Source organism: Mesorhizobium sp. B2-2-3, from assembly GCF_006442405.1.
In the GTDB taxonomy this organism is placed as follows: domain Bacteria; phylum Pseudomonadota; class Alphaproteobacteria; order Rhizobiales; family Rhizobiaceae; genus Mesorhizobium.
On the sequence record NZ_VFWC01000004.1, the window covers coordinates 309,504 to 328,006 of the forward strand.

At 62.7% G+C, this 18,503-nt stretch carries 20 protein-coding genes and 1 pseudogene; 14 read left to right on the top strand and 7 right to left on the bottom strand.

From position 1 onward, the window contains the following. Positions 1-69 precede the first annotated feature (69 nt). The gene (locus FJ951_RS10075; protein WP_140494980.1) at positions 70-354 is read left to right on the top strand and encodes a hypothetical protein; all 285 of its coding nucleotides are present in this window, start codon (positions 70-72) and stop codon (positions 352-354) included. 21 nt (positions 355-375) lie between these two features. On the opposite strand, the gene tldD is transcribed toward FJ951_RS10075, so the two are convergent. Next, on the bottom strand, positions 376-1,788 hold the full coding sequence (gene tldD, locus FJ951_RS10080) for a metalloprotease TldD (protein WP_140514821.1): 1,413 nt from the start codon (positions 1,786-1,788) through the stop codon (positions 376-378). A 164-nt stretch (positions 1,789-1,952) separates the two neighbouring features. After that, positions 1,953-2,498: an invasion associated locus B family protein gene (locus tag FJ951_RS10085; RefSeq protein WP_140494976.1), complete on the bottom strand. Its 546-nt coding sequence runs from the start codon at positions 2,496-2,498 to the stop codon at positions 1,953-1,955. 258 nt (positions 2,499-2,756) lie between these two features. Here FJ951_RS10085 and coxB point away from each other — a divergent pair, with 258 nt between their 5' ends. From coxB to rnhA, 12 genes and pseudogenes are all read left to right on the top strand, one after another. Then, positions 2,757-3,773 (top strand): cytochrome c oxidase subunit II, encoded by a 1,017-nt coding sequence (gene coxB, locus FJ951_RS10090; RefSeq protein ID WP_181171573.1) that lies wholly within the window; start codon positions 2,757-2,759, stop codon positions 3,771-3,773. Positions 3,774-3,811: 38 nt separating this feature from the next. Beyond that, positions 3,812-5,464 (top strand): cytochrome c oxidase subunit I, encoded by a 1,653-nt coding sequence (ctaD, locus tag FJ951_RS10095; RefSeq protein WP_140494972.1) that lies wholly within the window; start codon positions 3,812-3,814, stop codon positions 5,462-5,464. A gap of 72 nt (positions 5,465-5,536) precedes the next feature. Further along, complete coding sequence (locus FJ951_RS10100; RefSeq protein WP_140514824.1) at positions 5,537-6,481, top strand: heme o synthase; 945 nt, start codon at positions 5,537-5,539, stop codon at positions 6,479-6,481. Between the two features lie 2 nt (positions 6,482-6,483). Then, positions 6,484-6,645, top strand: a complete 162-nt coding sequence (locus FJ951_RS10105; RefSeq protein WP_140494968.1) for a hypothetical protein — start codon at positions 6,484-6,486, stop codon at positions 6,643-6,645. Between the two features lie 8 nt (positions 6,646-6,653). Further along, on the top strand, positions 6,654-7,286 hold the full coding sequence (locus tag FJ951_RS10110) for a cytochrome c oxidase assembly protein (protein ID WP_140514826.1): 633 nt from the start codon (positions 6,654-6,656) through the stop codon (positions 7,284-7,286). A gap of 1 nt (position 7,287) precedes the next feature. Beyond that, positions 7,288-8,166: a cytochrome c oxidase subunit 3 gene (locus FJ951_RS10115; RefSeq protein ID WP_140494964.1), complete on the top strand. Its 879-nt coding sequence runs from the start codon at positions 7,288-7,290 to the stop codon at positions 8,164-8,166. A gap of 74 nt (positions 8,167-8,240) precedes the next feature. Continuing rightward, positions 8,241-8,434: pseudogene (locus FJ951_RS28715) on the top strand (hypothetical protein); the annotation flags it as partial. 4 nt (positions 8,435-8,438) lie between these two features. Further along, positions 8,439-8,825 (top strand): DUF983 domain-containing protein, encoded by a 387-nt coding sequence (locus FJ951_RS10125; RefSeq protein ID WP_140494962.1) that lies wholly within the window; start codon positions 8,439-8,441, stop codon positions 8,823-8,825. Continuing rightward, positions 8,822-9,577 (top strand): SURF1 family protein, encoded by a 756-nt coding sequence (locus FJ951_RS10130; protein WP_181172220.1) that lies wholly within the window; start codon positions 8,822-8,824, stop codon positions 9,575-9,577. Before FJ951_RS10125 ends, FJ951_RS10130 begins: the two co-directional genes overlap by 4 nt. Positions 9,578-9,664: 87 nt before the next feature. Beyond that, complete coding sequence (ispH, locus tag FJ951_RS10135; RefSeq protein WP_140514830.1) at positions 9,665-10,675, top strand: 4-hydroxy-3-methylbut-2-enyl diphosphate reductase; 1,011 nt, start codon at positions 9,665-9,667, stop codon at positions 10,673-10,675. Positions 10,676-10,680: 5 nt separating this feature from the next. Then, positions 10,681-11,643, top strand: coding sequence for a homoserine kinase (locus FJ951_RS10140; protein ID WP_140494958.1), 963 nt, complete (start codon positions 10,681-10,683; stop codon positions 11,641-11,643). Next, the gene (gene rnhA, locus FJ951_RS10145; protein ID WP_140514831.1) at positions 11,640-12,173 is read left to right on the top strand and encodes a ribonuclease HI; all 534 of its coding nucleotides are present in this window, start codon (positions 11,640-11,642) and stop codon (positions 12,171-12,173) included. The genes FJ951_RS10140 and rnhA overlap by 4 nt, the downstream gene beginning before the upstream one ends. A gap of 171 nt (positions 12,174-12,344) precedes the next feature. Here the strand turns inward: rnhA and FJ951_RS10150 are convergent, their stop codons facing one another. The 3 genes from FJ951_RS10150 to FJ951_RS10160 all read right to left on the bottom strand — a co-directional run bounded on the left by FJ951_RS10150 (position 12,345) and on the right by FJ951_RS10160 (position 14,201). Continuing rightward, positions 12,345-12,824, bottom strand: coding sequence for a DUF2938 domain-containing protein (locus tag FJ951_RS10150; protein WP_140514833.1), 480 nt, complete (start codon positions 12,822-12,824; stop codon positions 12,345-12,347). A 2-nt stretch (positions 12,825-12,826) separates the two neighbouring features. Continuing rightward, entirely contained in the window at positions 12,827-13,309 is a 483-nt protein-coding gene (locus FJ951_RS10155; protein WP_140514835.1) for a peroxiredoxin, read from the bottom strand. A gap of 85 nt (positions 13,310-13,394) precedes the next feature. Then, positions 13,395-14,201, bottom strand: a complete 807-nt coding sequence (locus FJ951_RS10160) for a protein-disulfide reductase DsbD domain-containing protein (RefSeq protein ID WP_140514836.1) — start codon at positions 14,199-14,201, stop codon at positions 13,395-13,397. A 169-nt stretch (positions 14,202-14,370) separates the two neighbouring features. On the opposite strand from FJ951_RS10160, the gene FJ951_RS10165 reads away from it, so the two are divergent. Beyond that, complete coding sequence (locus FJ951_RS10165; protein WP_140494949.1) at positions 14,371-14,979, top strand: YqgE/AlgH family protein; 609 nt, start codon at positions 14,371-14,373, stop codon at positions 14,977-14,979. A 22-nt stretch (positions 14,980-15,001) separates the two neighbouring features. On the opposite strand, the gene FJ951_RS10170 is transcribed toward FJ951_RS10165, so the two are convergent. Both FJ951_RS10170 and FJ951_RS10175 read right to left on the bottom strand, forming a co-directional pair. Next, positions 15,002-17,890: an EAL domain-containing protein gene (locus FJ951_RS10170; RefSeq protein WP_140514838.1), complete on the bottom strand. Its 2,889-nt coding sequence runs from the start codon at positions 17,888-17,890 to the stop codon at positions 15,002-15,004. Positions 17,891-17,893: 3 nt separating this feature from the next. Next, positions 17,894-18,490, bottom strand: coding sequence for a GNAT family protein (locus tag FJ951_RS10175; RefSeq protein WP_140494945.1), 597 nt, complete (start codon positions 18,488-18,490; stop codon positions 17,894-17,896). Positions 18,491-18,503 lie beyond the last annotated feature (13 nt).

An 18,503-nucleotide genomic window follows, 5' to 3' on the forward strand; every position in this document is an offset into this window, starting at 1 on the left:
GATCATCGCCACTGCAGTTGAATCTGCCCTCGAAAAAGGCATAATCCAAGTTGGGATAAGGGGGAGAAGATGATTTCACCAGGTTTTGTTGCCGAGATTTTTGGTTCGGCTCTCATCATGGCGCTCACCGGTGCGGTGCTCGCTTGGATCTTGAGAAAATTCACGCGTGTGGGGCTGGTGCCATCCTATGCGCTTGGCGTCGCGGTCATGACGTTTGTCGGCGCTGCGCTCTATGTCTCGGGCCATGATGGGACCGTCGACTACCTGAGTGCATGGACCCAGTACGCGATCGGCGGCGTTATCGGCTTCCTGATCCTGTATGCCACGTCGCGCCGGTCTGTGAGCAAGACCTAGCAGACTGGCCACGAGGCGGCTTCAAACCCTTGTGCCGCCGACCGTCATCTGGTCCATTCTGAGGTGCGGCTGGCCGACGCCGACCGGCACGCCCTGTCCAGCCTTGCCGCACATGCCGATGCCGTTGTCGAGCTTCATGTCATTGCCGATCATCGAAACGCGGTGCATGGCGTCGGGCCCGTTGCCGATCAGCATTGCGCCCTTGATCGGCTGCGTCACCTTGCCGTTCTCGATCATGTAGGCTTCGGTGCAGCCGAACACGAACTTTCCGGAGGTGATGTCGACCTGGCCGCCGCCGAAGGAGACGGCATAGATGCCGTTCCTGACCGAGGCGATGATCTCGTCCGGCTCCATGTCGCCCGATGTCATGTAGGTGTTGGTCATGCGCGGCATCGGCTGGTGCGCGTAGCCCTCGCGCCTTCCGTTGCCGGTGGCCCGCATGCCCATCAGCCGGGCGTTCTGGCGGTCCTGCATGTAACCGACCAGCTTGCCGTCCTCGATCAGCACGTTGCGCGCCGAAGGCGTGCCTTCATCGTCGACGGTGAGCGACCCGCGTCGTTCCGCGATCGTGCCGTCATCGACGACGGTGACGCCCTTTGCCGCCACCTGCTGGCCCATCAGGCCGGCGAAAGCGGATGTCTTCTTGCGGTTGAAGTCGCCTTCCAGCCCGTGGCCGACGGCCTCGTGCAGCATGACGCCGGGCCAGCCGCTGGAGAGCACGATGTCGAAAGTGCCGGCCGGCGCCGGTACGGCTTCGAGATTGACCAGCGCCTGACGCAGCGCCTCCTTGGCGGCGTGCTTCCAGCTGTCCTCGACGAGGAAGTCGCCGAACGCCTTGCGTCCGCCCATGCCGTAGGAGCCGCTTTCCTGGCGGTCGCCGTCGCCGACCACCACCGACACGTTCACCCTGACCAGCGGCCGGATGTCGCGCACCACCTGGCCGTCGGCGCGCACGATCTCGACATGCTGCCAGGACGAGGTCAGCGATGCCGAGACCTGGCGCACGCGCGGATCCTCGGCGCGCAGCCATGCATCGACTTCCTGCAACAGCTTCGCCTTGGCCTCGAAGGAAGGGGAGGGGATCGGGTTCTCATCGCCATAGAGATGGCGGTTGGTGCGGGCGGGCGCGGCGGCAAGCGTTCCGGAATAACCGCCCTTGACGGTCGAGACGGCGTCAGCCGCGCGTCGCAGCGAAGCCTCGGACAGGTCGCTGGAGTGGGCATAGCCGCTGGCTTCGCCGGCAACCGCGCGCAGGCCGAAACCCTGGTCGGTGTTGAAATTGGCTGTCTTCAGCCGACCGTTGTCGAACATCAGCGCTTCGCTCTCGCTGTATTCGACGAACAACTCGCCATCGTCGGCGCCGTTGATGGTCTCTGCGACGATCTCCTTGACGCGATCGTCGGAAATATCGAATTGGCCGATAAGGCTGTTCATGGCGTATGTCCGTGGATGAATGGTTATATCCGGGATGTAGGCGCGAAGCCGCGCCCAGACAATCGCCAATCGTCATTCAAATGCAGGGCGGCGGCGTCCCGGATCTATCCCAGGTCCGGAAAACCTATCGTTGATCGGCAGCTCCCGGGTCGAGGCGCGGGAGTCTACGGCAGGGCCGCAAATCCGTCGGCAAAACCCTTGAGGTCCACCGGGATGCCGATGCCTTCTTCTGGCGTCTGGAAGACGATGAACGTGGCCGACGTGCCGGTCTTCAGCGTATCGAGCAGCGGCTTCTCGAGAATGACCTCAGCGTAGCAGCCGTCCTGGAAGCAGCGCACGAAATAAGCGCGGCCGATATCCTTGCCGTCGACATTGAGGCCGAGCCCGTTGGGCAAGAGCACGCCGAGCGGCGCCAGCACGCGCAGGATCTCCGCCTTGTTGTCGGCGGTGCGCAGCACCACGACCGACAGCCCCATCTCGGGGCGGTCCTCGGCGACGACGTTCTGCATCATCACGCATTGTTCCGACGTGGCGCCGGCCGGCGTGTCGCAGATGATCGACCACGCGCCATGGGTCGAGCGCACCGTGCCGCTCGGCTGGGCCGCGTTGGCCTGGCCGGCGGCCGACAAGCCGGCGACGGACAAGGCGGCGAGAAAGATGACCTTCGCCAAGGGGCTCGAAAGCCCAAATCCCGACAGCCAAGAGTTCATGACGGCTCCATTGCGAATCACGGCACTTTAAGCCGCGCCAAAGCCAAGTAAAGGACGAGACAGCGGCCGAGCCGCCACGAAAATGCCCATGCGGCGCTTTTCCTAGCCAATTTCGCCCGAATTACGACGCCAGGCGCGCCGGCCGGCAGCAAGCAGCCGATCCGTCGAACATAGCCGATTCGCCATGGCGGCCGCCGCCTTCAAAGATGCATTCCGGCTTGCGCGCAAAAATGCCGCACGGTTTCCTCCGCTCCTTTCTTGCGGAGGGAAAAAGAGTATGGTTTGAACCAGCTTGAGACAGTCGGGATTCCCGTCCCGGCATTGTTCGTTATTCTCGTGGACACAGCCGCGAGGAACTGGGAGACGAAGAGGGCGATGAGAAATTTCCTGGCAAACGCCAAGTTTCCAGCAAGTGCCAAGTTTCTAAGCGCTTGTGCCGTTACCACGTTTTTCGCCGGCACGGCCGCCCATGCCGATCAGCCCGTCGAGTGGGAGACGACCTTCCAGGCGCCGGCAACCGACATGATGCGCCAGATCGAGTGGTTCGGAAACTACACGATGTGGTTCATCATCCCGATCACCGCCCTGGTATTGGTCCTTCTGATCTACTGCATCGTGAAATTCCGCGCGAGCGCCAACCCGGTTCCGTCCAAGACCAGCCACAACACGCTCATCGAGGTGATCTGGACTGTCGGTCCTGTCGTCGTCCTGCTCTGCCTCGCCATCCCCTCGTTCCAGCTCTTGACCGCGCAGTACACGCCGCCGGAAGAAGCTAAGCTCACCGTCAAGGCGACGGGCAACCAGTGGAACTGGGATTACGAATACCAGACCGACAACACGCTCTCGTTCAACTCGGCGATCCTCCAGGATGGCGACCGTGCCGCCGCCGGCAAGGAAGATCGCAAGGTCTATCCGCGCCTGCTTGCCGTCGACAACGAGATGGTGGTGCCCGTCCACACGATGACCCGGGTGCTCGTCACCGCGACCGACGTGATCCATTCCTTCGCCATGCCGTCCTTCGGCATCAAGATCGATGCCATTCCCGGCCGCACCAACGAGACCTGGTTCAAGGCGGAGAAGGAAGGCCTCTACTACGGCCAGTGCTCGCAGCTCTGCGGCAAGGACCATGCCTTCATGCCGATCGCCATCCGCGTCGTCTCCGACGCGCAGTTCAAGACCTGGCTGGCTGCGGCCAAGACCGATCTGCCCGGCGCCAACAAGACGCTGATGGCCGAGGTCGATGGCCAGAACAAGGTAGCGGCCGCCGGCAACTGATGCCGCGGGTTAGCAAGATTTAGGGAACGGAGCGGAACATGGCAGACGCTGCAGCTCACGACGGGCACGACCACAAGCCTTATCATGGTTGGGTGCGCTGGGTTTATTCGACCAACCACAAGGACATCGGTACGCTCTACCTGATCTTCGCGATCATGGCCGGCATCATCGGCGGCGCGCTGTCGGTCGCCATCCGCATGGAGTTGCAGGAGCCTGGCATCCAGATCTTCAGCGGTCTGGCGCAGATGGTCTACGGCATGAACGGTGACGCCGCGATCGACGGCGGCAAGAGCATGTACAACGCCTTCGCCACGGCGCACGCGCTGATCATGATCTTCTTCATGGTCATGCCGGCCCTGATCGGCGGTTTTGCCAACTGGATGGTGCCGATCATGATCGGCGCCCCGGACATGGCGTTCCCGCGCATGAACAACATCTCGTTCTGGCTGCTGCCGCCGGCTTTCATCCTGCTGCTTATCTCGATGTTCGTGCCGAGCGCGCCTGGCGCCTACGGCGTCGGCGGCGGCTGGACGCTCTATCCGCCGCTTTCGACCTCCGGTCAGCCCGGTCCGGCCATGGATCTGGCGATCCTGTCGATCCACATCGCCGGCGCGTCCTCGATCCTGGGTGCCATCAACTTCATCACCACCATCTTCAACATGCGCGCGCCAGGCATGACGCTGCACAAGATGCCGCTGTTTGCCTGGTCGGTGCTGGTCACCGCATTCCTGCTGCTGTTGTCGCTTCCGGTTCTTGCCGGCGGCATCACCATGCTGCTTACCGACCGCAATTTCGGCACGACCTTTTTCGCTCCCGACGGCGGCGGCGATCCGCTGCTGTTCCAGCACCTGTTCTGGTTCTTCGGCCATCCGGAAGTGTATATCCTGATCCTGCCGGGCTTCGGCATCATCAGCCATATCGTCTCGACCTTCTCGCGTAAGCCGGTGTTTGGCTATCTCGGCATGGCCTACGCCATGGTCGCGATCGGCGCGGTCGGCTTCATCGTCTGGGCGCACCACATGTACACGACCGGCCTGTCGCTCGACACGCAGCGCTACTTCGTCTTCGCCACCATGGTCATCGCGGTGCCGACGGGCGTAAAGATCTTCTCCTGGATCGCGACGATGTGGGGCGGATCGATATCGTTCAAGCCGCCGATGCTGTGGGCGCTGGGCTTCATCTTCCTGTTCACGATCGGTGGCGTCACCGGGGTTCAACTGGCCAATGCCGGTCTCGACCGGTCGCTGCACGACACCTATTTCGTGATCGCGCATTTCCACTACGTGCTGTCGCTGGGGGCGGTGTTCGCCATCTTCGCCGGCTGGTACTACTGGTTCCCGAAGATGACCGGCTACATGTATTCGCCTGTCATCGCCAACACCCATTTCTGGGTCATGTTCGTCGGCGTCAACCTTGTCTTCTTCCCGCAGCACTTCCTCGGCCTTGCCGGCATGCCGCGCCGCACCATCGACTATCCGGACGCGTTTGCGGGCTGGAACATGGTGTCGTCCTACGGTTCGTACATTTCGGCCGTCGGCGTGGTGATCTTCCTCTATGGCGTGTTCGAAGCCTTCCAGAAGAAGCGGATCGCTGGCGCCAATCCATGGGGCGAGGGCGCAACGACGCTGGAATGGCAGCTGCCTTCACCGCCGCCGTTCCACCAGTGGGAGCAGCTGCCGAAGATCAAATAAGGCGGCAGCCCGGAATCGAAACCGCCGGTTCGCCGGCGGTTTCGGCCAAACGGAATATGGATTTGAGTACGCATGGCCCTTGTCGACGAAACCAGCATTGACGAAGCGGGCTTCCGCATGTCGGAAGCGACGGCGGGTGATTTCTTCGCCCTCCTAAAGCCACGCGTCATGTCGCTGGTGGTGTTCACCGCCTTTGTCGGATTGGTCGCGGCACCCGTGACCATCAATCCGCTGCTGGCGGTGATCGCGATCCTGGCTATTGCCATCGGGGCTGGTGCCTCCGGCGCGCTCAATATGTGGTACGATGCGGATATCGACGCGGTGATGACACGCACCGCCACCCGCCCGGTGCCGGCCGGCCGCATCCAGCCCCACGAGGCGTTGAGCTTTGGGTTGGTGCTTTCGGTTTTGTCGGTGATGACGCTCGGCGTGCTGGTCAACTGGCTGTCGGCGGCGCTGCTGGCCTTCACCATCTTCTTCTATGCCGTCGTCTACACAATGTGGCTGAAGCGCTGGACGCCGCAGAACATCGTCATCGGCGGTGCTGCCGGCGCCATTCCGCCCGTCATCGGCTGGGCCGCGGTGACCGGCACGGTCAGCCTGGAGAGCGTCGTCCTGTTCCTTATCATCTTCCTGTGGACGCCGCCGCATTTCTGGGCGCTGGCGCTGTTCAAGTCGCAGGATTATGAACGCGCCGGCATCCCGATGATGCCCAATGTCGCCGGCCCGGCGTCGACCCGCCATCAGATCTTCGCCTATGCTCTGGTGCTGGCCCCGGTCGGTGTGCTGCCGTGGCTGCTTGGCTACACCACGCCGTTCTATGGCGTGGCTGCCCTGCTGCTCGGGCTCGGCTTTGTCTGGTATGCGTGGAAAGTGCTTGGCATGTCCGACGACGATCGCGCGATGAAGCCAGCCAAGGCGTTGTTCGGCTATTCGCTGCTCTATCTCTTCGCCATCTTCGCCGTCTATCTCGCCGACAGCGTCGTCGAACGTGCACTTGCGGTGGGTGGAGCATGAGCATGATCGAAGACAAGCTCGAAACGGTCACCTTGACCGAACGCCAGCGGAAGGCCCGGCGCAACCGCTCGGTCGCCATCGGCGTAGCCTTGGCCGTGCTGGTCGTTATCTTCTATATCGCGACGATCGTGAAGTTCGGTCATAACCTCTCTGGCACGATGTGAGGCGGGAGATGGGTGTCGACACGAGCGCCAAACCGGCCGGGCACAACAGCAACCGCCTTGTTGCGGCCGTCTGCCTTGCCTTCTTCACCGGCATGATCGGCATGGCCTATGCCGCGGTGCCGCTGTACAAGATGTTCTGCCAGGCGACAGGCTATGGCGGCACGACGCAACGCGTCGAGAAGCAGTATGCCGGCCGCGTGCTCGATCGCGAGATCACCGTCCGCTTTGATGCCAATATCGCCGGCGTGCCGTGGGATTTCCAGCCGGTCCAGCGCTCGATGACCATGAAGATCGGCGAGACGGTGCAGGCGCACTATCAGGCGACCAACAAGTTCGATCGCCCCATCACCGGCCGCGCCACCTTCAATGTCCAGCCTGAACTGGCGGGTCCCTATTTCAACAAGGTCGAATGCTTCTGCTTCACCGACACCACGCTGAAGCCCGGCGAAACGCTTGACATGCCGGTCCTGTTCTACGTGGACCCCGATATCGTCAACGTGCCGGAACTGAAGGACGTGAAGACGATCACCCTGTCCTACACGATGTTTCCGGTCGAGAAGAACAAGCCGGTCGCATCGTCGGAGCCGGTCCAGGGCAACAGCAAGACAATTTCAAATACCGAAGGAAATCTCGGGGGTTGATATGGCAGACGCGCACGCAAAACATCACGACTATCATCTCGTCGACCCGAGCCCGTGGCCTTTCCTGGGATCGATAGGGGCGCTCGTCACCGCCTTTGGCGGCGTTTGCCTCATGGAATACCTGAAGGGCGGCTCGTTCCCGATCTTCGGCTTCAACATCGCCAATCCGTGGCTGTTCTTCATCGGCCTCGCGATCGTCCTCTACACCATGTTCGCCTGGTGGTCGGACACGATCAAGGAAGCGCATGAGGGCCATCATACGCGGGTCGTGTCGTTGCATCTGCGCTATGGCATGATCATGTTCATCGCCTCCGAGGTGATGTTCTTCGTCGCGTGGTTCTGGGCCTATTTCGATGCCAGCCTGTTTCCGAGCGAAGCCCATCAATATGCCCGCACCGCGTTCACCGGCGGCGTCTGGCCGCCGAAGGGCATGGAGGTTCTCGATCCTTTCCATCTGCCGCTCTACAACACCGTGATCCTGCTGTTGTCGGGCACCACGGTCACCTGGGCGCACCACTCCCTTATCCACGGTGATCGCAAGGGCCTGATCAACGGGCTGGTGCTGACCGTCGGCCTCGGCATGCTGTTTACCATGGTGCAGGCCTACGAGTACATGCATGCTCCGTTCGCCTTCAAGGATTCCATCTATGGCGCCACCTTCTTCATGGCGACCGGCTTCCACGGCTTCCATGTCATCATCGGCACCATCTTCTTGGCCGTCTGCCTGATCCGGGCCATGAAGGGCGATTTCACGCCCAAGCAGCATTTCGGTTTCGAGGCTGCCGCATGGTACTGGCATTTCGTCGACGTGGTCTGGCTGTTCCTGTTCGCCTCGATCTATGTCTGGGGATCGGTCGGCGCGGTAATCGAAGCCCATTGATACCGGTCTGATGACTTTGAAGGGGCGGCTGCGGCAACGTGGCCGCCTTCTTCTTTTCGGTGCAATAAGATCCGGCTGCGAGGGCGCGCAGTGTCGATGCCGGCGGCATGATCATGATCCACGGCCAGCCGAACGGATTCGGCGGCTGCTTCAATTGGTCGGCTGGACCGACGGCGGCATTGCCGTTACGGACTCCGGCATGGACGAAGTCTGGGCAGTGGTGGTCGATGGAACACCCATCGGAACACCCATCAGGATTGAGCGGTAAAGCAATGAGCGACGACAAGGCGATCTGGCCTCCGATCGACCCTATTTCGGCGGGCTTGCATGGACGCTGCCCGCGCTGCGGCGAGGGGCGGCTGTTTTCCGGCTTTCTCACCGTAGGCAAACGCTGCACCAATTGCGGCCTTGATTATTCCTATGCCGATGCCGGCGACGGGCCCGCGGTTTTCGTCATCCTGATCATCGGCTTCATCATCGTCGGCCTGGCGCTCTGGGTCGAAGTGACGCTGAGCCCGCCGCTCTGGCTGCATCTGCTGGTCTGGATCCCGCTGGCGCTGGTGCTGTGCCTGACGGCGCTCCGGCTGATCAAGGGGGTGCTGCTTACGCTACAGTACCGCAACAAGGCGGCCGAGGGCCGGCTGGATCGCGGCGAATGACCGACATGTCCGCCAAAGACGGCGGTCGTTCGCGGCCAGGATCGGTATTGCTGCTCGGCATTGGCGTCGTCCTGCTCCTGATCCTGCTGGCGCTCGGCACTTGGCAAGTCCAGCGCCTGCACTGGAAGGAAGGTCTTCTCCAGACCATCGACCAGCGCACCCACTCGCGGCCGCTCCCGCTGGCCGAGGTGGAGAAACAATTCGCCTCGACTGGGGACGTCGACTACACGCCGGTGACGGTGACCGGCACGTTCCTGCATTCCGGCGAGCGGCATTTCTACGCAACATGGGAAGGCGAAGCCGGCTTCAACGTCTACACGCCGCTGGCCCTCGACGATGGCCGCTTCGTGCTGATCAATCGCGGTTTCGTGCCATACGATCTGAAGGATGCCGCCAAGCGCGCCAAGGGACAGGTCGGGGGCAAGGTGACGGTCACGGGCCTCGCGCGCAATCCGCTGCCGGCGAAGCCGTCGATGATGCTTCCCGACAACGACGTAGCAAAGAACATCTTCTACTGGAAGGACCGTGACGTGATGGCGGCGAGCGCTGGCTTGCCGGCGAGCGCCAAGCTGGTGCCAATCTTCATCGACGCCGACAAGACGCCGAATCCGGGCGGTTTGCCCATCGGCGGTGTCACCATCATCGACCTGCCGAACAGCCATCTGCAATATGCTATGACCTGGTATGGGCTTGCCGCGGCACTTGCCGCCGTTCTCATCCTGCGGCTTCGCAGGCCAGCGAAAGAGGAATGAGCGCGACCGACCCGCTTGAAGGGCCATCGCCCTTGACAGGACGGGGGTAGGCACCTCATTTCGGCTCTGATCAAACGGCCCGGATTCATGCTTCAGACCAAGACAAAGCCTCCTCTGACGATCCGCCTCTGCCAGCCGCGCGGTTTTTGCGCCGGCGTCGACCGTGCTATCCAGATCGTCGTGCTGGCGCTGAAGAAATATGGCGCGCCGGTCTATGTCCGCCACGAGATCGTGCACAACCGCTATGTCGTCGAGGGTCTGCAAAGCCTTGGCGCCGTCTTCATCGAGGAACTTTCCGAGATTCCGGCCGAACATCGGCAGTCGCCGGTCGTCTTTTCCGCGCATGGCGTGCCGAAGTCGGTACCGGCGGATGCCCAGGCGCGCAATTTGTTCTATCTCGACGCCACCTGTCCGCTGGTCTCCAAGGTCCACAAGCAGGCGATGCGCCACCAGCGGCTCGGCCGCCACGTGCTCCTGATCGGCCATGCCGGACACCCCGAGGTCATCGGCACGATGGGACAATTGCCGGAGGGCGCGGTAACGCTGATCGAGACCGAAGCCGATGCCGCGAGGCTTGCGCCGACGGACCCGAAGGCGCTCGGCTTCGTCACCCAGACCACGCTATCGGTCGAGGACACGGCCGGCATCATCCGCGCGCTGCAGGACCGATTTCCCGATTTGCAGGCGCCGGCGGCGGAATCGATCTGCTATGCCACCACGAACCGCCAGGAAGCGGTCAAGGATACCGCCGCTGGCGCCGATCTCTACCTGATCGTCGGCGCGCCCAATTCCTCCAATTCGCGGCGTCTTGTCGAAGTGGCTGAGCGTGCCGGCGCCACCATGTCGCTTCTCGTGCAGCGCGCCGCCGAGATTCCGTGGGACGACATCGGAGACATCTCGACGCTCGGTCTGTCGGCGGGGGCATCCGCCCCGGAGATCATCGTCGACGAGATCATCGATGCATTCCGCCAGCGCTTCGATGTCACGATCGACCTGGCCATCACGGCCACCGAAACGGAGGATTTTCCCGTCATGCGGGTACTGCGCGATGTCGAACTGACGGCGGCCGACATGGCTTTCGTCAACGGGGCGCCGTAAGGCACATGGCGGTCTACACCGACGTTGCGGAAGGCGAACTCGGCGCATTCCTGAAGCACTACCCAGTCGGCGATCTCCTCTCCTACAAGGGGATCGCGGAGGGCACCGAGAACTCGAATTTTTTGCTGCACACCTCCAGCGGCTCCTACATCCTGACGCTCTATGAAAGACGGGTCGAAAAGGCGGATCTGCCGTTTTTCCTCGGGTTGATGGGCCATCTCGCCAAAAAGGGCGTGTCCTGCCCGCTGCCGGTAACCGCGCATGACGGCAGCGTCATCGGCACGCTGGCGGGCCGGCCGGCCGTCATCATCACTTTCCTCGAGGGTCTCTCGCTCCGGCGGCCGACATCGATCCATTGCGCCGAGGTCGGCAAGGCGCTGGCCTCCCTGCATCTGGCCGGTGCCGACTTTCCGATGACCCGCCCCAATGCGCTCGCCATCGACGGCTGGCGCAAGCTCTGGTCGGCAGCTCGCGACCGTGCCGATGAGGTCGAGCCGGGCCTTGCGGCCGAAGTCGACGCCGACTTCGCCGACTTCGAGCGGAATTGGCCGAAGGGTCTCCCGGAAGGCATCATCCATGCCGATCTTTTCCCGGACAATGTGTTCTTTCTCGGCGAGAAGCTCTCCGGCTTGATTGATTTTTATTTCGCTTGCAACGACCTCTACGCCTATGACGTCGCCACATGCCTGAACGCCTGGTGCTTCGAGAAGGATTTTTCCTTCAATCTCACCAAGGGCAAGGCGTTGCTTGCCGGCTACCAAGGTGTGCGGCCTCTGAGCAATCAGGAAAAGGCAGCACTTCCGATGCTGGCACGGGGCTCGGCGCTGCGTTTCATGCTGACCCGACTGTATGACTGGCTGACCGTTCCCGATGGCGGGCTGGTGATGAAACGCGATCCGACCGAATACATCAGGAGAATGCGGTTTCATCGGACGATCAAATCTGCTTCGGAATATGGGCTGGCATGAGCAAACACGTTGAGATCTTCACCGATGGCGCCTGTTCGGGCAATCCCGGCCCGGGCGGCTGGGGCGCGATCCTGCGCTTCAACGGCGCCACCAAGGAACTATCGGGTGGCGAGGCCGAGACGACCAACAACCGCATGGAATTGCTTGCCGCCATCTCGGCGCTGAACGCGCTCAAGGAACCTTGCACGGTCGATCTTCACACCGACAGCAAATATGTCATGGACGGCATTTCAAAGTGGATCCATGGCTGGAAGAAGAACGGCTGGAAGACCGCCGACAAGAAGCCGGTCAAGAATGGTGAGCTCTGGCAGGCGCTGGATGAAGCCAATCGGCGTCACAAGGTCACCTGGATCTGGGTCAAGGGCCATGCCGGCCATAGCGAGAACGAACGCGCCGACGAACTCGCTCGTGAGGGCATGGCGCCGTTCAAGAAGGGCCCGGTCAGGCTTGTTTCTACCCCACCCAAGCCGGTCTCGCAGTCCAAACAGCCGGCGGTGGCAAAGGCGCGGCGTTCGACCCAAAGCTATTGAATTCCGGGGCGGCACCATCCCAGGCTGGGATCTCTGTCATGCCGGGCCTGCACTATGTGACGCATCCCCAGGTTCAGGTGGACGCCAAGATTCCGGTGCCGGAATGGGACGACGCGCGCCGAATTGTCCATGGGTGGCGGCCGATCGGCAGGCCGGCACAGCCGCAGATCCTCAGCGGATCAACAGCGCCGTGCCCCAAAGCCCGAGGGCGAACACGGTGTGTGACACCAGGTTCAGCGCCCGTACCTTCATCGTGTTGGGCCGCTTCGACGCTGCCCAGCCCGCGCCCATGCCGGGCGCCAGCAGGAACCAGCCGGCGCCGACTGTGACCATGCCAAGGATGAAAGCCGGCAGGAAAATCGGCGCGACAAGCCAGCCCGCTCCGGCCACCACGACAAGGATGATGCCGTAGACGATGCCGACAACATAGTGAAAGGCCCAGCCCAAAGCCGATTCGTGTACATAGGGCGTCGCATCGCCAATATCGTCGTGAAACACTTTTTCCCGTAAATGCCAGACCCAGCGGCCAACGGGGGCCCAGTTCGGCCGTGCTTGACCGAACATCTTGTAGAGAAGAAAGGCCCAGATATCCATCAACAGCGTGGCGCCGATGCCGATCGCCACGCTACGCCAGACGATGTCGAACGTCATGGTCAGAGCAGTTCGAGGATCTTGGCGGCGCCGGATTCATCGACGCCGGGCTTGGTCTCGACATTGAGGGCGGTGACCTTGCCGTCATCGACGATCATTGAAAACCGCTTCGACCGAAGACCCATGCCTCCGCCGGAGAAGTCGGCGTCGAGGCCGATCGCCTTGGCGAAGTCGCCATTGCCGTCGGCGAGGAACAGGATCTTGCCTTCACCGCCGGTGAAGCGTGCCCAGGCGCCCATGACATGGACGTCGTTGACCGAAACCACCGCGACCGTATCGACACCGCGCGCCAGGATGGCGTCGCGGTTCTCCAGGTAGCCGGGCAAATGATTGTTGCTGCAGGTCGGCGTGAAGGCGCCAGGCACAGCAAACAGCACGACCTTCTTTCCCGCAAAAATCTCGGCCGTCGTGATCGGCTTGGGACCGTCGGCAGTCATCGTCTTGAACGTCGTATCGGGCAGTCTGTCGCCAGCGGAAATGGTCATGAGTTCCTCGCTTGGGAGAATGGGGAAGGACGTAGCCTTGGGTAGCGAACTATGCGGTTTCCCGCAACCATCGCGGAGGGCTGGATCAAGGGAAAGGCAAGAGCCCTTCGACCGCGCCTGCCGAACTCGTCAGTGTATAGTGAAGTCCGCCATCCGTGGGGGTCGTCGATGGCCGGTCGAGGATCGGCACAGTGAAGACCAGCTTGCCGTCCTTCTGGCTGCGCGCCGGCGAACCGAACATGTAGTCGCGGTCTCCTGCGACGAAGAAGTCCGCCGCTTCCGGATCGCCGGGAAAGCTCGCCTCCACAACCAGCGTTTCATGGTCGCCCGGCAGCACGTTGATGCCGAAGTCGGATCTTGCCGGCGCGGGCAAGGCGGCGAAGCTCGCCTTGACCAGCTCCGCGTCCTCGGCATTGTCCGGGTCGGAGCCGGGGTCGACGGTCAGCCGCGTCTGCACAGGGATGCATATCGTCTCGCAAATGCCGAGGAAAATGTCGGCGTCGATGACGGACGGATCCTTCGCGGCCGACAGCGTGAACGTCACCGGCAGCGAGACCGGATAGTCGTAGCCCGCCCATTTGCCGTAGCCGTCGTCATGACGCTTCGGCGCCGGGAAGGAAAGGCTGGCATCGGAAATGTTGGTGCTGGCCGAGATATCGAGTTGCGGCGGCACGCCCGCGTCGCCCGGGTCGCGCCAATAAGTCTTCCAGCCAGGCTTGAGCGCTATGTCGAGAACGCCCCGAATGCGGCCGGCATCGTCGGGCTTGCCGCTCGTCACCAGCCGTACCTTGCCGCCTTCGCTGTTGTACCAGGCGGACGAAGAGGCGGCGGCTGGGAGTGTGATTGCCGATCCGATAACGGCGCCGAGCAACAGGATTTTCAAGCTTTGCATGGGGATGATTTGATCGTCCGTTCATGGCCGTGCAATGATTTCATGGTCTTGCCGGTATCATATTTGCGTGACCTTTGCCGCAGGTAATGATCGGCCTGCGGCACGGGCTTGGTCGAAAACCGGCGCGGTACATCTTTTCGGCGCCCGGGAAACGCGTTACCCTCTGATCATGGACTTGTTGCGCCACAAGAAGACGGCCGCCGGCAGTGGCTTTCTCGACGATCAGTTCCTCATCGCCATGCCTGGCATGAAGGACGACCGTTTCACGCGCTCGGTCATCTACATTTGCGCCCACAGCGATGAGGGCGCGATGGGCCTGATCATCAACCAGACGCAGCAGATGCTGTTTCCGGACCTTTTGGTGCAACTTGGCATCATGAACGAGCACGAGGCGATCCGGTTGCCCGCCCGTACCCGTGATTTCGTCGTTCGCAATGGCGGGCCCGTCGACCGCAGCCGCGGCTTCGTGCTGCATACGGGCGATTACCGGGTGGAGTCTTCGTTGACCGTTTCCGACGATGTCTGCCTGACCGCGACCGTCGACATATTGCGCGCTATATCGTCGGGCCGGGGACCCCGTCACGCGCTGATGGCGCTGGGCTATTCGGGTTGGGGCGCCGGCCAGTTGGAAACCGAGATAGCCGAAAACGGCTGGCTGACCTGTCCGGCCACTCCGGAGCTTCTGTTCGATACCGACATCGAGCGCAAATACGACCGGATTCTCGCCTCGATCGGCATCGACCTCGCGCATTTGAGTGTAGCGGCCGGCCACGCCTGAGCTCCAGCGGCGTGAAAGCCAACTACGCCTGCGTCAGCGGATACTGTTCCTTCAGCGTCTTCAGCACCTGATCCCCGGGCATCGGGGCGCCGAACATGAAGCTCTGCACATATTCGCAGCCCATCTGGCGCAGCTCTAGCGCGTCGCGCTCGTCCGAAATGCCTTCGGCGACCACCGACAGGCCGAGCTCATGCGCCATGCTGACCATGGATTTGAGCAGCACGGCGCGTTTGGGCGTGCTGTCGTCCACGAAACTCTTGTCGATCTTGATCGTGTCGAAGGGAAAGCGCGTCAGATAGGCGAGCGAAGAATAGCCGGTACCGAAATCGTCCAGCGACAGGCCGATGCCGAGCTGCTTCAGCTTGGTCAGCACATGGGCAGTCTGCTCGGGATTGTCCATAACCAGCGATTCCGTGAGCTCGAGCCGGAAGCAGCGCGGCTTCAGATTGGCCCGCGCAATCACGGAGCGGACGTCGCTGACCAGGTCGCGGCGGATGAGCTGGCGGCTGGAAAGGTTGACCGAAACCGACAGCGGCGCGTCGCCGATCTGCTTTTGCCATGCCGCCAGATCCTCGGCGGCCTGCTGCATGGCGAACAGCCCAAGCTGTACGATCAGCCCGCAGCTTTCGGCGACCGGAATGAAATCCGCCGGCGGGATCATGCCGCGGCGCGGATGGTCCCAGCGCAGCAATGCCTCGAAGCCGGCGACGCTGCCATCTTCCAGCCGAACGATCGGCTGGTAGGCAAGCGTGAATTCGCGCCGTTCGATGGCACGGCGCAGGTCGGATTCGAACTGCAGCCGATCGGTGCCGACGGTGCGGAAGGCCGGGCGGAACGGTTCGATCCTGTCGCCGCCGAAGCGCTTGGCCTGATGCATGGCAAGCTCGGCGTCCTTGACCATGTCCTCGGCCGAGGTCTGCGCCGAGGTCCAGGTGATCAGCCCGATCGAGGCGGTCAGCACGATCTCGCGCTTGGCAAAGGTGATCGGGGCGTTGATGGCATGCTTGATGGCGTCCGCCACCGCCGCGATGCGGGCCGGGTCCTGCTCGGAAAGCAGCATCAAGGCGAACTGGTCGCCGGCGAAGCGTGACAGCGAGTCCTTCGGCTTCAAGAGCCGGTGCAGGCGTCGCGCGATGGTGAGCAGGATGGTGTCGCCGGCCGAGATGCCGAGCCCGTCATTGACCTGCTTGAAGCGGTCGATGTCGATGACGAAGACGGTCGGGCGCACCTTCTCTTCGGTCCGTGCGATCGAGATGATCGCCTCGAGGCGGTTCATGAACAATTCGCGATTGGGCAGGCCGGTGAGGTTGTCGTGCACCGCGTCGTGCAGCAGCCTCTCCTCGGATTTTTTCTGCTCGGTGACGTCTACCATGGTGCCGACACAGCGGATGACCTCGCCGTCCGATCCGATAACCGGGCGCGCGCGCAGCGCAAACCAGTGATAATGGCCGTCGGCGCCGCGCAGCCGGAAGTTCTGCGCCACCTTGCCGCGCCGGTGCTCGAGCACCACGTCGAGCGTGGTGCGGAACGTGTCGCGGTCATCGACATGCAGCACCGGCAGCCAGTTGCGGGCTGCACCCCCCAGGCTGTTAGGGGCGAGGCCGAGCTGGATGCTGACGTCGGGCTTGGTGACGACGCGGTCGCGCAGCACGTCCCAGTCCCACACCGTGTCGCCCGAGCCGGCCACCGCCAGCGCCTGCCGCTCGAGGTCGGAGAACAGACCCTGGTGCAGCGCGCCGCCGGCAAAGGCATGCTGCATGACGGTGAAGCCGATCAGCAGGATGATGAGGATCAGACCGCCGCCAAGCGCCGGCTGGGCGATGTCGTTGTCGAGCATGCCGGTTATCGCCATCCACGATCCGCATAGCCACAACAGCACCATCACCCAACTGGGCACCAGCATGATGGCACGGTCATAGCCGCGTATGCCGAGGAAGATGATCAGGCCGAGCCCGGTCAGCGCGGTGGCGGCGAAGGACAGCCTGGCGATGCCCGCGGCGACCGCCGGGTCGACGATGGCGACGCCGGCGATCAAGAGCAGCCCGAGGATCCAGACCAGCGCCCCATAGCTGAAATGGCCGTGCCATCGGTTGAGGTTGAGATAGGCGAACAGGAACACCACGAAGGTCGCCGCCAGGGCCACCTCCGTTCCCGCCCGCCACATCTGCTCGTTGCCGGGCGATATCTCGATGATCTTGTTGAGGAAGCCGAAATCGACGCAGATATAGGCAAGCACGGCCCAGGCGAGTGCTGCGGTCGCAGGGAACATGGAGGTTCCCTTGACCACGAACAGGATGGTCAGGAACAGCGCGAGAAGCCCGGCGATGCCGATGACGATGCCGCGGAACAACGTGTAGGAATTGACTGAGTCCTTGTAGGATTCCGGGTCCCAGAGATAGACCTGCGGCAGCTTGGGCGAGGCGAGTTCGGCGATGAAGGTGATCACCGTTCCCGGGTTCAGCGTCACCCGGAAGACGTCGGCGTCCGGGCTGCTCTGGCGGTCGAGCGCAAAGCCTTCGCTGGGCGTGATGGCGGCGATACGGGTCGAGCCGAGATCCGGCCAGAAGATGCCGGAATTGACCAGTCGGAAATGCGGCGCCACGATCAGCCGATCGAGTTGCTGGTCGGTGGTGTTGGCAAGCGCGAACACGGCCCAGTCGCCGGTGGAACGGGCGTCATTGGCCTCGACCTCGATGCGTCGTACGATGCCGTCGGGCCCGGGCGCGGTCGAAACCTGGAAGTTTTCGCCCTGGTTGCGGTAGATTTCCACGGCGCCGGACAGATCGAGCGCGACATCGTCGCGAGCGATCTTGATCGGTTCGACGGCAAAGGCCGAGGACGCCGCGCACAGCGTCAGGATCGTCGCGAGGACAAAGGCGAACAGCGGCCCGTTGCGCAGGAATTTCGTCAAAAATCAGTCCTTCGTTCCAGCGCCTGGCGGATCGTCCGCGATCCGGGCGTAGAGGTAGTGGTCCTGCCAGATGCCATTGATCCTGAGGTAGGATCGCAGAAGTCCTTCGCGCCGGAATCCGGCTTTTTCAAGCACACGGATCGACCTGATATTGTCGGGAATACAGGCCGCTTCGATCCGGTGCAACCTCAGCGTATCGAAGGCGAAGCGGGTCACGACCTTGACGGCGTCGGTCATCAGGCCACGGCCGCCGAAGCGCTCGCCGATCCAGTAGCCGACATGCCCGCTTTGCGAGACCCCGTGGCGTATGTTGCCGAGCGTAATTCCGCCAGCCAACCTGCCGCTCGATTTCTCGAATATGAAGAAGGCGATCGCCGTCCCTTGCGCATAGTCCTCGCGGTAGCGGCTGATGCGCAGTCGCCATGCCGCCCGATCAAGCTCGTCCGGCGCCCAGCGCGGCTCCCATGGTTCGAGGAATGCCCGGCTCTCGCCGCGCACAGTCGACCACTCCCGGTAGTCATTGGTGAACGGCACGCGCAGCGTCACGCGGTCGCCCTTCAGTGCCGGCAGGTCGCGGCGAAAGAAAGGGAGCGCGAACACGGCGCTTGTGCGG

Bases quoted from the DNA above. Each gene is read 5' to 3' on its own strand.
- FJ951_RS10150 (WP_140514833.1), bottom strand. From the start codon at position 12,824: ATGACGTTCGACATCGTCTGGCGTAGCGTGGCGATCGGCATCGGCGCC.
- FJ951_RS10085 (WP_140494976.1), bottom strand. From the start codon at position 2,498: ATGAACTCTTGGCTGTCGGGATTTGGGCTTTCGAGCCCCTTGGCGAAG.
- FJ951_RS10075 (WP_140494980.1), top strand. From the start codon at position 70: ATGATTTCACCAGGTTTTGTTGCCGAGATTTTTGGTTCGGCTCTCATC.
- FJ951_RS10155 (WP_140514835.1), bottom strand. From the start codon at position 13,309: ATGACCATTTCCGCTGGCGACAGACTGCCCGATACGACGTTCAAGACG.
- FJ951_RS10160 (WP_140514836.1), bottom strand. From the start codon at position 14,201: ATGCAAAGCTTGAAAATCCTGTTGCTCGGCGCCGTTATCGGATCGGCA.
- FJ951_RS10105 (WP_140494968.1), top strand. From the start codon at position 6,484: ATGATCGAAGACAAGCTCGAAACGGTCACCTTGACCGAACGCCAGCGG.
- rnhA (WP_140514831.1), top strand. From the start codon at position 11,640: ATGAGCAAACACGTTGAGATCTTCACCGATGGCGCCTGTTCGGGCAAT.
- FJ951_RS10125 (WP_140494962.1), top strand. From the start codon at position 8,439: ATGAGCGACGACAAGGCGATCTGGCCTCCGATCGACCCTATTTCGGCG.
- FJ951_RS10140 (WP_140494958.1), top strand. From the start codon at position 10,681: ATGGCGGTCTACACCGACGTTGCGGAAGGCGAACTCGGCGCATTCCTG.
- tldD (WP_140514821.1), bottom strand. From the start codon at position 1,788: ATGAACAGCCTTATCGGCCAATTCGATATTTCCGACGATCGCGTCAAG.
- FJ951_RS10115 (WP_140494964.1), top strand. From the start codon at position 7,288: ATGGCAGACGCGCACGCAAAACATCACGACTATCATCTCGTCGACCCG.
- FJ951_RS10110 (WP_140514826.1), top strand. From the start codon at position 6,654: ATGGGTGTCGACACGAGCGCCAAACCGGCCGGGCACAACAGCAACCGC.
- ctaD (WP_140494972.1), top strand. From the start codon at position 3,812: ATGGCAGACGCTGCAGCTCACGACGGGCACGACCACAAGCCTTATCAT.
- FJ951_RS10100 (WP_140514824.1), top strand. From the start codon at position 5,537: ATGGCCCTTGTCGACGAAACCAGCATTGACGAAGCGGGCTTCCGCATG.
- FJ951_RS10165 (WP_140494949.1), top strand. From the start codon at position 14,371: ATGGACTTGTTGCGCCACAAGAAGACGGCCGCCGGCAGTGGCTTTCTC.
- ispH (WP_140514830.1), top strand. From the start codon at position 9,665: ATGCTTCAGACCAAGACAAAGCCTCCTCTGACGATCCGCCTCTGCCAG.
- FJ951_RS10130 (WP_181172220.1), top strand. From the start codon at position 8,822: ATGACCGACATGTCCGCCAAAGACGGCGGTCGTTCGCGGCCAGGATCG.